At 37.5% G+C, this 15,977-nt stretch carries 11 protein-coding genes; all 11 read left to right on the top strand.

The genetic code is table 11. The annotated features are described in order from the left end of the window. The first annotated feature begins 51 nt into the window (after positions 1–51). Complete coding sequence (locus KE503_RS06085; protein ID WP_212384720.1) at positions 52–3,519, top strand: pyruvate carboxylase; 3,468 nt, start codon at positions 52–54, stop codon at positions 3,517–3,519. A 93-nt stretch (positions 3,520–3,612) separates the two neighbouring features. After that, positions 3,613–4,263 (top strand): ClpP family protease, encoded by a 651-nt coding sequence (locus KE503_RS06090; RefSeq protein ID WP_055197492.1) that lies wholly within the window; start codon positions 3,613–3,615, stop codon positions 4,261–4,263. A gap of 122 nt (positions 4,264–4,385) precedes the next feature. Then, the gene (locus KE503_RS06095; protein WP_022374613.1) at positions 4,386–5,873 is read left to right on the top strand and encodes a 4Fe-4S dicluster domain-containing protein; all 1,488 of its coding nucleotides are present in this window, start codon (positions 4,386–4,388) and stop codon (positions 5,871–5,873) included. Between the two features lie 150 nt (positions 5,874–6,023). Continuing rightward, entirely contained in the window at positions 6,024–8,408 is a 2,385-nt protein-coding gene (locus tag KE503_RS06100; protein ID WP_212384721.1) for an FtsK/SpoIIIE family DNA translocase, read from the top strand. Positions 8,409–8,421: 13 nt separating this feature from the next. Beyond that, on the top strand, positions 8,422–10,095 hold the full coding sequence (locus KE503_RS06105; protein ID WP_212384722.1) for a formate--tetrahydrofolate ligase: 1,674 nt from the start codon (positions 8,422–8,424) through the stop codon (positions 10,093–10,095). Between the two features lie 67 nt (positions 10,096–10,162). Beyond that, complete coding sequence (gene folD / locus KE503_RS06110) at positions 10,163–11,008, top strand: bifunctional methylenetetrahydrofolate dehydrogenase/methenyltetrahydrofolate cyclohydrolase FolD (protein WP_055197494.1); 846 nt, start codon at positions 10,163–10,165, stop codon at positions 11,006–11,008. Between the two features lie 5 nt (positions 11,009–11,013). Continuing rightward, positions 11,014–12,360, top strand: coding sequence for a 30S ribosomal protein S12 methylthiotransferase RimO (gene rimO / locus KE503_RS06115; protein ID WP_212384723.1), 1,347 nt, complete (start codon positions 11,014–11,016; stop codon positions 12,358–12,360). Then, on the top strand, positions 12,344–12,886 hold the full coding sequence (gene pgsA, locus KE503_RS06120) for a CDP-diacylglycerol--glycerol-3-phosphate 3-phosphatidyltransferase (protein WP_022374608.1): 543 nt from the start codon (positions 12,344–12,346) through the stop codon (positions 12,884–12,886). Before rimO ends, pgsA begins: the two co-directional genes overlap by 17 nt. A gap of 21 nt (positions 12,887–12,907) precedes the next feature. After that, the gene (locus KE503_RS06125) at positions 12,908–14,173 is read left to right on the top strand and encodes a competence/damage-inducible protein A (protein ID WP_212384724.1); all 1,266 of its coding nucleotides are present in this window, start codon (positions 12,908–12,910) and stop codon (positions 14,171–14,173) included. Between the two features lie 125 nt (positions 14,174–14,298). After that, positions 14,299–15,357, top strand: coding sequence for a recombinase RecA (gene recA / locus KE503_RS06130; protein ID WP_022374606.1), 1,059 nt, complete (start codon positions 14,299–14,301; stop codon positions 15,355–15,357). Continuing rightward, complete coding sequence (locus tag KE503_RS06135; RefSeq protein ID WP_055197499.1) at positions 15,357–15,959, top strand: regulatory protein RecX; 603 nt, start codon at positions 15,357–15,359, stop codon at positions 15,957–15,959. Before recA ends, KE503_RS06135 begins: the two co-directional genes overlap by 1 nt. The last annotated feature ends 18 nt before the right edge of the window (positions 15,960–15,977 follow it).

Below are 15,977 nucleotides of genomic sequence, written 5' to 3' on the forward strand. Positions count from 1 at the left end.
ATCATTTTTAAAAATACATTTTTTTAAAAAGATAAACCTCGAAAAGGAGTTATGACCATGGAATTAAAGAAGTTTAAAAAAGTATTGGTTGCAAACCGTGGTGAGATTGCGATCCGAGTTTTCCGAGCTTTGAATGAACTTGGAATTACAACGGTTGGTATCTATTCAAAAGAAGATCGTTATGCCTTATTCCGTTCCAAAGCTGATGAATCTTATCAGCTAAATCCGGACAAAGGACCAATCGATGCATATCTTGATATCAATACGATCATTCGTATTGCAAAAGAAAAGAACGTAGATGCAATTCATCCAGGTTATGGATTTTTATCAGAGAATCCAGATTTTGTAGATGCCTGTGAGAAGAATGGAATCACATTTATCGGGCCATCTTCAAGCTTAATGCGTAGAATGGGAGATAAGATTTCATCTAAACAGATGGCAATTGAAGCTGATGTGCCAATCATTCCTGGTGTAGACCATGCGGTTCACGGACTAGAAGAAGTGACTGAGATTGCGAACCAGGTTGGATATCCTGTGATGTTAAAGGCCTCTAATGGTGGTGGAGGACGTGGAATGCGTATCGTTCACTCAGCAGAAGAGATGCCAAAAGAATATGCAGAAGCAAGGGATGAATCCAAGAAGGCATTTGGAGATGATCAGATTTTCGTTGAAAAATACTTAGAGAGTCCAAAACATATCGAGGTTCAGATCATTGGTGACCAGTATGGACATGTGGTTCATTTATTTGACCGTGATTGCTCTGTACAGAGAAGACACCAGAAGGTTGTAGAATATGCTCCAGCATTTAGTGTACCAGATGAAGTAAGAAAACAGATTTTTGAAGCTTCTGTTCGTCTTGCAAAGCATGTAGGATATTCTAATGCCGGAACATTAGAGTTCTTAGTAGATGCAAATAATAATGCATACTTTATTGAAATGAATCCTCGTGTACAGGTAGAGCATACGATCACAGAGATGGTAACAGGTGTTGATATCGTACAGACACAGATTCTTGTGGCAGAAGGATATACTTTAGATTCTGAAGAAATCGGAATTGGTTCTCAGGAAGATGTTAAATGTAATGGATATTCTATTCAGACACGTATCACAACTGAAGATCCAATGAATAATTTCCTGCCAGATACAGGTAAGATCATAGTATATCGTTCTGGGGCTGGTAACGGAATTCGATTAGATGGTGGTAACGCATATGCAGGAGCTGAGATCACACCATACTATGACAGCTTATTAGTAAAAGCTATTTCTCATGATCGTACATTTGGAAGAGCAGTTGATAAATCTATCCGTGTATTAAAAGAGATTCGTATCCGTGGAGTTAAGACAAACATTCCATTCCTGATCAACGTATTAAACCATGAGACATTCCGTGAAGGAAAATGCTATACAACATTTATTGAAGATACACCAGAATTATTCTTACTTCCAGAGAGCCAGGACAGAGCAACAAAGATCCTTGAATTCTTAGGAAATAAAATGGTTAATGTACAGAAAGCAGTTCTTGATAAACCAGATTTTGAGGCAAGAACTCTTCCAAAATATGACACAGAGAAGAAGATATATGGTTCCAGAGATAAGTTCTTAGAGATGGGAGCAAAAGACTTCACACAGAGTTTGTTAAATGAGAAGAGATTATTGATCACAGATACAACCATGCGTGATGCACAGCAGTCTTTAATGGCTACACGTATGAGAACAAAAGACTTAGTTGGAGCCTCTGATGCGACAAACGCATTTATGGAGAATGCATTCTCTGTAGAGGCTTGGGGTGGAGCTACTTATGATACAGCTTATCGTTTCTTAAAAGAATCTCCATGGAAGAGATTAAAATTATTAAGACAGCATATGCCAAATACACTGATCCAGATGTTACTTCGTGCATCCAATGCTGTGGGATATAGTAACTATCCAGATAATGTTGTTAAGAAATTCATCAATGAAGCATCTCAAAAAGGTGTCGATGTATTCCGTATCTTTGACAGCTTAAACTGGGTTGAGAATATGAAAATGCCGATTGAAACTGCATTAAAGACAGGTAAGATTGTAGAAGGAACGATCTGTTACACAGGAGATATCACAGATCCTAACGAGACAAAATATACATTAGACTATTATGTAAAGAAAGCCAAAGAATTAGAAAGTTTAGGTGTACATATCTTTACGATCAAGGATATGGCAGGTCTTGTAAAACCATATGCAGCGAAGAAACTGGTAAGTGCGTTAAAAGAAGAATTAAACATTCCAGTCAACCTGCATACGCATGATTCTACAGGAAATGGTGTGAGTACATTACTGATGGCATCTGAAGCAGGACTTGATATCGCTGACTGTGCGATCGGTTCTATGAGTTCTATGACAAGTAATCCATGTATGAACTCTTTAGTAGAAGCATTAAAAGGAACAGAGCGTGATACAGGACTTGATACAGATGAATTAACAGAATTAAGCCAGTACTATGCAAGAATCCGTCCAATCTACAAACAGTTTGAGAGCGGAATGGATGCACCAAACACAGAGATTTACAAATATGAGATTCCAGGTGGACAGTATTCTAACTTGTTAGCTCAGGTGAAAGAAATGGGTGCAGCAGATGACTTTGAAGAGATCAAAGGATTATATAGAGATGCAAACCATTTACTTGGAAATATCGTCAAAGTAACACCATCATCTAAAGTGGTTGGAGACTTTGCAATCTTTATGTTCAAGAATGGATTAACAAAAGATAATATCCTAGAAGCTGGTAAAGATTTATCTTATCCAGATTCTGTAGTAGAATATTTTGAAGGTATGATCGGACAGCCAGAAGGTGGATTCCCAGAAGAATTACAGAAGATCGTATTGAAAGATAAGAAACCGATCAGTGTACGTCCAGGAAGCTTATTACCAGATGAAGATTTTGATTATATTGCAAAGGGATTAAAAGAAAACTTCTATATGGATAATATGGAAGATCCAGATGTTTTAAGCCAGAAAGTATTAAGTTATGCATTATATCCAAAAGTATATGAAGATTATTGCAGACATTTTGAGGCTTATAACGATGTAACAGGACTTGAAAGTCATGTATACTTCTATGGATTAAGAAAAGGTGAAGAAACAACCCTAAGATTAGATGAAGGAAAAGATCTGATCATCAAATTTATTGATATGACAGAGCCAGATAAAGATGGATATCGTCTGTTAGATTTTGAAGTTAATGGATCTATCCGTGAGATCAAAGTCCTTGATAAGAACTTGGAGGTTAAGACAGACGGAAGAGTCAAGGCAGATAAATCAAATCCAGCACATCTTGGATCAACAATTCCAGGAACAGTTGGTAAAGTTCTTGTCAATGAAGGTGATGAAGTTACAGTGAACATGCCACTGATGACAGTCGAAGCCATGAAGATGGAGACAACAGTTGTTTCTACAGTTAATGGTAAGGTTGATAAGATCTATGTCAAAGAAGGAGAACAGGTAAATCAAGAAGATCTGTTAATTTCTTTTGAGATTGATGAATAGAAATTAAATTAGATTTCATACTAAAGAAGGAAGTAAGAAGACACTTCCTTCTTTTTTTATATAGAAATATAATATGGAAAGGTAAAATTTAGTATGAAAGATAATGAAACAAAAGAAATAGAACAATTTGGACAGTTACAGGAAAATGGAATTTTGATCATGACGATCGTTGGTGAAATTGAAGGTCATCAGCTATCTGCACAGAATGCAAAAACAACGAAATATGAACATATGATTCCACTTCTTGCAAAGGCAGAGCAGGATCAAAGTATTAAAGGAATTTTGATCTTGATCAATACGATTGGCGGAGATGTAGAATGTGGACTTGCGATCGCAGAGCTTATTGCATCGCTTGGGAAACCAACCGTATCGCTTGTTCTTGGAGGAAGCCATTCGATTGGAGTACCACTTGCTGTAGCTGCAGATCATTCATTTATTGTAAAAAGTGCAACAATGATGATTCATCCAGTGAGAAGTTCTGGGACGTTTATCGGAGTGATTCAAAGTTATCGTAATATTGAAAAGATTCAGGATCGCATTACTACATTTATTAGTGATCATTGTAAGATGAGAAAGGAAAGAGTGGAAGAATTGATGCTTCACATCGGACAGCAGGTAAAAGACGTTGGTACGATCCTTTCAGGAGAAAAAGCAGTGCAGGAAGGTCTGATCGATGAAATGGGTGGGATGAAAGAGGCGACAGACAAATTGATTGAAAAAATAAATCAATCTAAAAATAAATAGAAAATTTGAATAAAAAACAGATAATAGCTTTATGATATTCCTGTTTTGGTGTATGATAAGAATAACAAGTATGTTAAAAAAAACACAAACCATGTCGAAACATCATAAAAGGAGGAAACATCATGAGAGGAATAGAGACACCGGTTCGGAATGTCAGAAGAAGAATTTTCAAAGAGATTGCAAAATTTGGTTATGAACAAAAAAATTTACAGGATCTTGAAGATCTTCCATATGAGATCGTACCAGGGGAAGTTGCAAAATATCGAGACAGTATATATCGAGAACGAGCGATCGTAGGAGAAAGATTGAGGCTTGCAATGGGAATGTCTTTAAATCCAGCGGATAAGCCAACAAGAATCACCAAAGGAATTGATGAAAGTAATATTTCAGAAAAATATTATGAACCGCCACTTCTTCAGGTCATTCCATCTGCTTGTAACGAATGTAAAGAAAAAGCATTTATTGTAGGTGAACAGTGTCAGGGATGTATGGCACATCCATGTATGGAAGTCTGTCCGAAGAAAGCTATTAGTTTTAAAGAAGGATACTCTTATATTGATCAGGAAAAATGCATTAAATGTGGGCAATGCAAGAAAGTTTGTCCATATGGTGCGATTTATGAAAGAAGACGTCCTTGTGCAAATGCATGTGGAGTTGGAGCAATTGAAACAGATTATGCAGGAAGGGCTAAGATTAATCCGGATAAATGTGTTTCCTGTGGAATGTGTATGGTAAATTGTCCGTTTGGGGCAATTGCAGATAAATCTCAGATTTATCAGTTGATCAAGGCAATGAATGAAGGTTCGGAAGTAATTGCAATCTTAGCTCCAGCATTTGTCGGGCAATTTGGCCCAAAAGCGACGCCAAATAAAATTAAAGCAGCACTTCTTGATATTGGATTTGCAGATGTATGGGAAGTTGCGGTTGGTGCGGATGCAGGAGCATTGGAAGAGGCGAAACATTATGTTCATAGTGTGGTAACAGGGAAATTACCATTCTTATTGACATCGTGTTGTCCATCATGGTCTATGCTCGGAAAGAAGTATTTCCCAGAGGTGATCGATGAGATTTCAAATGCATTAACTCCGATGGTTGCAACAGCAAGAGCGGCAAGAATCGCATCACCGAATGCTAAAATTGTTTTCGTAGGACCATGTGTTGCAAAGAAACTCGAAGCATCAAGACGAACTGTTCGAAGTGAGGTTGACTTTGTAATCACATTTGAAGAGTTGGCAGGAATGTTTGATGCTAAAGAAATTGATTTTAATACGTATGATAAAGAAGAAGAATTAAATGATGCATTTGGAGCAGGACGTGGATATGCAGTTGCAAGTGGAGTTGCCGGAGCGATCAAAGCATGTATTGATGAATATTATCCTGGAACAGAAGTAAAGATCGATCATGTAGAAGGACTTGCAGAATGCAAAAAAATGCTTTTACAAGCAAAGGCAGGAAAGAAAAATGGCTATTTGATCGAAGGAATGGGATGTCCGGGTGGATGTGTAGCAGGAGCAGGTACAAATATTCCAGTTGTAAAAGCAGGAATTCAAGTGAAGAAATTTGTGAAAGAAGCGGAAAGCTTTGTCCCACCAGAAACAGCACAATATTAAATGTGAAAAGAAAAAGGAAAATGTATGGAAGAGGAATACATTTTCCTTTTTCTATGGTTGGACTTGCGTATTTTGATATTTAATTGTAAAATAAGAAAATACGCAGATTATGTATACAAAGTGTATACAGCAAGAGAGGTAACAATTTCTATGGCAGCAAAGAAAACGAGAAAGAGAAAGACGTCCTCTGCAGCAAAGAAACGAACACGCAAAAGACAAAAAGATTTTGCACCATTTTACAAAGAGATTGCAGTATTAGTTGTTTTTGCTCTTTTCATTTTTTTATTTTTAAGCAATTTTGGGATATGTGGATATATAGGAAATAGTATTAGTACATTTTTCTTCGGGGCATTTGGAACAACATATTATATTGTTCCGATTGTAGCGTTTTTATTAGTGATCCTTCTAATTTCAAATGATTATAGTAGCCTTGCGATAAAGAAAGTTTGCTTTACGATTTTACTATTGTGCATGATTTCTACAATTTTTCAAATGGTATTTGAAGTAAAAGATGCCTATTCGGCATTTTTATTTAGTGGAAGAACGCATCGTGGTGGAGGATTTATAGGAGCATTGATCGGTTCATTTCTTTATAAGGAACTTGGTGGAGCAGGAAGTGTTTTAGTCGTAATGTTGGTATCTATCATTTCAGTGATCCTTGTAACGGAACGCTCACTCCTTAGTTTTCTTAAAAAGGCCGTGGATTTCTTTATGATCGAAGAAGATGAAGAAAGAACAGCAGTGAAAAAACAACGAGTCAAGGGGAAAAAAGAATCGAAAGGATCAGAACTGAAGAAGAAACGTTCTTTGAATATTCCAGATCTTAGATTAGGAAGACCCAAACCATCAGAAGCTTCACCGATGCCTGTGATGGAGGAAGAACCAAGAGCGTCAGTTCAGATGCAAAAAGATTTTGATGATTTGATCGTACAACCAGCTCCAGAAGTTGAAGAACGATCAATAGAACCAATGGAACCAGTACAGCCAAAAGCATCAAAGAGATCATTGGTGAATAAAGACAAAGAAATAAGGATCAAGCCAGTAGAGATTCTTCCGCAAGTTCGGACGAGAGAAGGAGATTATAAGTTTCCACCAGTATCTCTATTAGAAAAAGGGAAGAAAACATCGAATAATAATAAAGAAGAACTACGGCAGACAGCACAAAAACTACAAAAAACATTGGAAGATTTCGGAGTTCATGTTACAATTACCAATATTAGCTGTGGACCATCGGTTACACAGTTTGAATTACATCCGGAACAGGGTGTGAAAGTGAGCAAGATCGTTAATCTTGCAGATGATATCAAATTAAACCTTGCAGCAGCTGATATAAGAATTGAAGCACCGATTCCTGGAAAGTCGGCAATCGGAATCGAGGTTCCGAATAAGACAAACCAGATGGTCATGTTCAGAGACCTGATCGAGAATCAGGAATTTGCACAGGCAAGATCAAAGATAGCATTTGCGGTAGGAAAGAACCTTGCAGGGCAGGTAATCGTGTCAGATATTGCTAAGATGCCTCATTTATTGATCGCGGGAGCGACAGGTTCTGGTAAGTCGGTTTGTATCAATACTTTGATCATGAGTATTTTATACAAAGCAACTCCAGAAGAAGTGAAACTGATCATGATCGATCCAAAGGTTGTAGAATTAAGTGCATATCAAGGAATTCCACATTTATTGATTCCAGTCGTTACTGATCCAAAGCAAGCATCGAGTGCATTAAACTGGGCTGTGATGGAGATGGGAGAGAGATATAAGAAGTTTGCAGAAGTTAATGTAAGAAACTTAACAGGTTACAATGAGAAGGTAGAGGAATCGATTAAGAATGGTATGGAAGGCGAAGATTTTAAGAAACTTCCACAGATCGTAATTATCGTAGACGAGCTTGCAGACCTTATGATGGTTGCACCAGGGGAAGTAGAAGATGCAATCGTGCGTTTGTCACAGCTTGCCAGAGCCGCAGGAATCCATCTGGTCATTGCAACACAGAGACCTTCTGTTAACGTTATCACAGGACTTATTAAGGCAAATGTACCTTCAAGAATCGCATTTTCGGTATCATCGGGAGTTGATTCAAGAACTATCATTGATATGAATGGTGCTGAAAAGTTATTAGGAAAGGGTGATATGTTATTTTACCCATCCGGATATCAGAAACCAATCCGTGTGCAAGGTGCATTTATCAGTGATGAAGAAGTCGGCAAGGTTGTAGAATTTTTAAAAGAAGAGAACAACGTAGAAGACAACTATGGTGCAGATATTCAGGAAAAGATTCAGACAGCTGCAGTGAAAGCAGCGACATCGCAGGAGAGGGATGAATATTTTGAGGATGCAGCCAAATTTATTATTGATAAAGACAAGGCTTCGATCGCAAGCCTTCAAAGAGTTTTCAAGATCGGCTTTAACCGGGCAGCAAGACTGATGGATCAGTTATGCGAAGCGGGAATCGTCGGAGAAGAAGAAGGAACCAAGCCAAGGAAAGTTCTTATGAGTGAAGAACAATTTGAACAATACAAAGAAGATTATCTATAGAAAGGAAACCATTATGAAAACAGACATTGAAATCGCACAGGAAGCTACATTATTACCAATCAAAGAAGTTGCAGCAAATATTGGGATCAAAGAAGATGACCTTGAATTATATGGCAAATACAAGGCTAAATTTGATTCTCATTTTATGGATGAAGTAAAGGATAATGAAGATGGAAAACTTGTTCTTGTAACAGCAATCAACCCAACTCCAGCAGGAGAAGGAAAGACAACAACAAGTGTTGGGGTATCTCAGGCATTAAATAAACTTGGAAAGAAAACAATCTGTGCCCTTCGTGAGCCATCTCTTGGACCTTGTTTTGGTATCAAAGGTGGAGCAGCAGGTGGTGGATATGCCCAGGTTGTACCAATGGAAGATTTAAACCTTCATTTTACAGGAGATTTCCATGCGATCACATCTGCGAACAACTTATTAGCAGCAATGCTTGATAACCATATCCAGCAGGGGAACAAGTTAAATATCGATACAAGAGATGTTGTATGGAAGAGATGTATCGATATGAACGACCGTGCATTAAGAAATACAGTCATCGGACTTGGACGCCGTGTAGATGGAGTTGTTCGTGAAGATCATTTTGTGATCACAGTAGCATCTGAGATCATGGCAATTCTTTGTCTTGCAAATGACATGGCAGATTTAAAAGAACGTTTAGGAAAGATCATTGTTGCATACAATATGGATCGTGAACCAGTCACAGCCAAAGATTTAAATGCAGTTGGAGCAATGGCAGCATTGTTAAAAGATGCCTTAAAACCAAATATGATCCAGACATTAGAACATACACCAGCTTTTGTACATGGTGGGCCATTTGCGAATATCGCACATGGATGTAACAGTGTACAGGCTACAAAATTAGCATTAAAATTATCTGATATCACGATCACAGAAGCAGGATTTGGAGCTGACCTTGGAGCAGAAAAATTCATGGATATCAAATGTCAGATGGCAGATCTTCATCCAGATGCAGTCGTATTAGTAGCAACTGTACGTGCGTTAAAATACAATGGTGGAGTTGCAAAAGATAACCTTGCAGAGGAGAATATTGACGCATTAAGCAAAGGTATCGTAAACCTTGAGAAACATATTGAGAACTTAAAATTATTTGGAGTCCCTGTTGTTGTAACATTAAACCAGTTTGCAACAGATACAGAAGCAGAACTTACATTTATCAAGAATTTCTGCGAAGAAAGAGATTGTGATTTTGCGTTATCTCAGGTATGGGAAAAAGGTGGAGAAGGTGGAATCGAACTTGCGAAAGCAATTCTCCGTACATTAGAGAATAAAGAAAGCCACTACAAACCATTATATACATACGAAGATACAACAATTGAAGAAAAGATTGAGACAATCGCAACAAAGATCTATGGTGCAGACAAAGTTGTATACACAGCAGCTGCAGCACGTCAGAAGAAGAGACTTACTGAACTTGGATATGGACATCTTCCAATCTGTATGGCAAAGAACCAGTATTCTTTATCTGATGATCCTAAGAAACTTGGACGTCCGGAAGGATTTGATATCACAATCCGTGAGATTTATGTCAATGCGGGTGCAGGATTCTTAGTAGCCTTAACAGGAGATGTCATGACAATGCCAGGACTTCCAAAGAAACCAGCAGCAGAAGGAATTGATGTGAATGACGATGGAGTTATCACAGGATTATTCTAAAACCATAAGAGAAAAAATATATAAAACACAATACTTAAAAGCTTAAAAGAAATGACGAGGAAATACAATGCAGATTATTGATGGAAAGAAGATTTCTCAGGAAATCAAAGATGAAGTAAAAGAAGAAGTAGCACAGCTAAAAGCAGAAGGAAAAGATATTGCTCTTGCCGTAATCCAGGTAGGAGCAGATCCTGCATCAAGCGTTTATGTACGTAACAAAAAACGTGCCTGCGAATATGTAGGAATCGAATCTGTAAGCTATGAACTTCCAGAAGAGACAACACAGGAAGAATTAATGGCGATCGTTGACAAATGCAACAAAGATCCTAAGATCAATGGAATTTTAGTACAACTTCCACTTCCAAAACATTTAGATGAAGATGAAGTGTTGTTAGCAATCGATCCTAAGAAAGACGTTGATGGATTCCACCCAGTCAGTGTTGGAAATATGGTGATCGGAGAAAAAGGATTCTTACCATGTACACCAGCCGGAGTAATTCAGTTATTAAAACGATCTGGTGTTGAAATTGATGGAAAAGAATGTGTGGTAGTCGGAAGAAGTAACATCGTAGGAAAGCCTATGGCAATGTTATTATTACGTGAGAACGGAACGGTCACAATCTGCCATTCTCATACGAAAGATTTAAAAGAGGTCTGCAAACGCGCAGATATCTTAGTTGTAGCAATTGGTAAACCGAAATTTATTGATGATTCTTATGTAAAAGACGGGGCAGTTGTTATCGATGTTGGAATCCACAGAAATGAAAATAACAAACTTTGTGGTGATGTAGATTATGATAAAGTTGCACCAAAGACAACAGCGATCACACCAGTTCCAGGTGGAGTTGGGCCAATGACGATTGCAATGTTAATGAAAAACTGCGTAGAATCTAAGAAACTGTTTGGAGAGTAAGAGAAATGAAAATATTATTTATTTCGCTTGGATGTGATAAAAACTTAGTAGATAGTGAAGTGATGCTTGGACTTTTGACCAAGAATGGCTACACTTTAACAGATGATGAAACACAGGCAGATGTAATTGTGATCAATACTTGCTGTTTCATCCATGATGCTAAAGAAGAAAGTATCAATACGATCTTAGAGATGGCACAATATAAAGAACAGAACTTAAAAGCGTTAGTTGTGACAGGATGTCTTGCAGAACGTTACAAAGATGAGATTTTAAAAGAGATTCCAGAGATTGATGCTGTTCTTGGAACAACAAGTTATGATTCTATTGTGGAAGCAGTTAATATGGCACTGGCAGAGAATGCTGGAGAACATTTTGAACATTACGAAAGTATTGATTACCTTCCAGACAACTCAGAAGTAGAACGTGTTGTAACAACAGGAAATCATATGGCATATTTAAAGATTGCTGAAGGATGTGATAAACGTTGCAGCTATTGTATCATTCCAAAGATTCGTGGACATTTTAGAAGTGTTCCAATGGAAGAATTATTAAATGAAGCAAAACGCCTTGCATCCGAAGGAGTGAAAGAATTAGTTCTGGTAGCTCAGGAAACAACACTTTATGGAAAAGACCTAACAGGAGAAAAACAGCTTCCATTATTACTTCGTGAACTTTGCAAGATTGAAGGAATCGAATGGATTCGTCTGTTATACTGTTATCCGGAAGAAATCACAGATGAGTTGATCGAGGCAATCAAGACAGAAGAAAAAGTCTGCAATTATATTGATATGCCGATTCAGCATAGCGAGAACCGTATCTTACAGAGAATGGGAAGAAGAACATCAAGAGAAGATCTGGTCGCAGTGATCAAGAAACTTCGTCAAGAAATTCCTGATATCACGATCCGTACAACATTGATCACAGGATTCCCGGGAGAGAGCGAAGAAGATCATGAAGGATTAATGAATTTTGTGGAAGAATGTAAATTTGACCGTTTAGGAGTCTTTACTTATTCACCAGAAGAAGACACACTGGCAGCGACATTTGAGGATCAGATTGATGAAGAAGTTAAAGAAGCACGAAGAGATGAACTGATGAGCCTTCAGCAGGAAATCTCCTATGAACACACTCAGCAATTAGTTGGTAAAACGATCAAAGTTATGGTTGAGGGATATTTATTTGAAGATGACATCTATGTTGGACGTTCTTATATGGATGCACCAAAGGTAGATGGATGCGTTTTTATAAATTCTCCAGAAGAACTGATGACAGGAGACTTTGTTTATGTTAAAATTACCCAGGGTAGAGAATATGATGTGATAGGAGAAGTAGATTATGAATTTACCAAATAGGTTAACAATTTTAAGAACACTTATGATTCCGGTATTCTTATTTTTCTTGCTTACAGATTATGCAGGGAATTGTAGCAAATGGATCGCAGTTATTGTATTTATTCTAGCAAGTCTTACAGATTTTTTAGATGGACATATTGCCAGAAAATATAATCTGGTAACAAACTTTGGAAAATTTATGGATCCATTGGCGGACAAATTATTAGTTAGTTCAGCTATGATCGCATTAGTTGGAATGCATCGTTTATCATCCATTGTAGCAATCATCATTATTGCAAGAGAATTTATTATCAGTGGATTTCGTTTGATTGCCTCTGACAATGGAATCGTTATTGCAGCCAGCTACTGGGGAAAATTTAAGACAAACTTCCAGATGTTTATGATCATCATGCTGATCATTGACCTTGGAACAAGCACAGCTGTTATGATCGAGAATGTATTGATCGTGATTGCGACAGCTTTAACAATTATTTCTTTAGTTGATTATTTAGTGAAGAATAAACAGGTCTTATCTGAAGGGAACTAAATCCAGAAAGGAACAATATTTATGACAGCAGAAATTATTTGCGTAGGAACAGAGATTTTATTAGGAAACATCGTGAATACCAATGCTGCCTACTTATCAGAACGCTTAGCCTCATTGGGGATAAGCGTTTTTTTTGAAACAACAGTAGGCGACAACGAAGAAAGATTAGAAGATGTGATCAGACAAGGACTTGAAAGATCTGATATTTTGATCTTATCTGGTGGATTGGGACCAACGAAAGATGATCTTACAAAAGAAGTTGCAACGAAAGCATGTGGGCAGAAGCTTGTAGAAGATGAAGAAGCACTAAGACGATTAAAAGAATATTTTGCAAGTAGCCATCGAAGCATGACAGAGAATAATCTAAAACAAGCACTGATACCAGAAGATTGTGATGTTTTATACAATGAAAATGGAACAGCACCTGGAATGATCATTCATGCAAAAGGAGAAAAGAAAGTAGTTCTACTCCCAGGACCTCCAAGTGAATTGATTCCAATGTTCCACGATCAGGTAGAGCCAATTTTAAAAGAATTAAGTTCAGAAGTGCTGTATTCTGATATTGTGAAAATTGACTGTATGGGAGAAAGCCAGGTTGCTGAAGAGATTGAAGATTTAATTGAAAAACAGACAAATCCTACAGTTGCCCCATATGCCAAATTGGGAGAAGTCCATCTTCGAGTGACAGCAAAAGCGACAAGTGAAGAAGAGGCAAAGAAATTTGTAGCACCAGTAACAGAAGAATTATACAGAAGATTTGGACATAAGATCTTTACAACAAAAGAAGATGAAACATTAGAAGATGTTGTAGTCAATATGTTGAGTAAACATCACTATACGATCGCTGCAGCAGAATCTTGTACAGCTGGCATGTTTACCGCAAGATTAGTCAATGTCGCAGGGGCTTCCGACGTCTTAAATGAAAGTTTTATCACATATGCAAATGAAGCTAAGATGAAATATCTGGGAGTCAAAGAAGAAACATTAAATACAGTTGGAGCAGTTTCAGAAGAGACTGCAAAACAGATGGCAGAAGGTGTTGCAAAACGGGCAGGATCAAATGTCGGAGTTGGAATTACAGGACTTGCAGGACCTGGAGGAGAGACACCAGAGAAGAAAGCAGGGCTTGTTTATATTGGTGTCAGTGTCAATGGAAAGACAAAAGTCAGCAAATATCAGTTTAATGGGAACAGACAGAAAGTCAGACAAATGGCGGTATGTCGTGCATTAATGATGGTAAGACATGCATTAGTAGAAGAATTTTTTGAAAAGGATTGTAAAAAATAAAAATCGAACAAATATTCGTTCGAACACTTGTTTTTTAGTATGGAGATATGCTATACTCTAGACAGGAATCAAAGTATAGAAGAATGTAGATAAATATTTGAAATTAAAGGAGAATAACATATATTATGAAACAAGAAGAGAAATTAAAAGCATTAGATGCAGCATTAGTTAAGATTGAGAAAGATTACGGTAAGGGATCTGTTATGAAGCTTGGAGATTATCAGGCAGATCGTACAATTGAAGTTACACCAACAGGATCGATCAGTCTTGATATTGCATTAGGAGTTGGAGGAGTGCCAAGAGGACGTATCATTGAGATTTATGGACCAGAATCAAGTGGTAAGACAACCGTAGCTCTTCATATGGTAGCAGAAGTTCAGAAGAGAGGCGGAATTGCAGGCTTTATTGATGCAGAACATGCATTAGATCCTGTTTACGCGAAGAATATAGGAGTTGATATTGATAACCTTTATATTTCACAGCCAGATACAGGAGAACAGGGACTTGAAATCACAGAGACAATGGTAAGATCTGGGGCAATCGACATCATTATCGTCGATTCTGTAGCTGCATTAGTACCTAAGGCAGAGATTGATGGAGACATGGGAGATTCTCATGTGGGTCTTCAGGCAAGATTGATGTCACAGGCACTTCGTAAGTTAACAGGTGTTGTAAGTAAATTTAATTGTACGGTTATCTTTATCAATCAGTTACGTGAGAAGGTTGGAGTGATGTTTGGTAATCCAGAGACTACAACTGGTGGACGTGCGCTGAAGTTCTATTCCTCTATCCGATTAGATGTTAGAAGAACAGAGACATTAAAACAGGCAGGAGAGATGATCGGTAACAGAACAAGAATTAAGGTTGTTAAGAATAAAGTAGCGCCTCCATTTAAACAGGCAGAATTTGATATTATGTTTGGAAAAGGAATCTCTAAGTATGGAGATATCTTAGATTTGGCAGCAGATGCAGATATCATTCATAAAAGTGGAGCGTGGTATGCATACAATGGAGAGAAGATCGGACAGGGAAGAGAGAATAGCAAGAAGTATTTAGAAGAACATCCAGATATTGCTGAAACAGTAGAACATGCAATCCGTGTTCATTATGGATTATTAGATGAAGACACTGAGAATGCCAATAACGATCCGAAGGCAGAGACTCAGATTTCTGAAGAAGAATAATGATCATCACTAAACTAGATAAAGTGGGAACAAAGCAGGTTAGGCTTTTCTTCGATGAAGAAAAGTACTGCCTGCTTTATTATAATGAAGTAAGACGATTAGGATTTCATGAAAAAGACGAGGTTGGTCAGCAAGAGTTTGAAGAATTGAATAAGCTGTTACTACACCGAGCTAAGTTGAAAGCTATGTCATTGTTAAAATATCAGGATCGTACAAGAAAAGAACTAAAAGATCGTCTTATGCGAGCAGAATTTCCAGAATTTATCACAGAAGGCGCGATTGCATATGTAGAATCATTTGGCTATATCAATGATGAAGAATATGTACGTCGTTATATGGAATATAAGGCAGGGACTAAGAGTAGGATTCAGATCAAGATGGATCTTAGAAAGAAGGGAATTGGCACAGAGATTTTAGAACGAATCTTTGATGAGTATGAATACGAAGAAGATGACGTTCTGGAGGAGCAAGTACAGAAGAGAATCCGACAGAAAGGATCAGTTACAAAGGAAAATTTTCAGAAATATTATGGGTATTTTGCGAGAAAAGGGTTTAACAGTGTAAAGATAATAGATTTATTACGGAAATATTGTGAAGATTAAATAAAATAGAGTAGAAAT

The organism is Anaerostipes sp. Marseille-Q3525, from assembly GCF_018223505.1.
In the GTDB taxonomy this organism is placed as follows: Bacteria; Bacillota; Clostridia; order Lachnospirales; family Lachnospiraceae; genus Anaerostipes; species Anaerostipes amylophilus.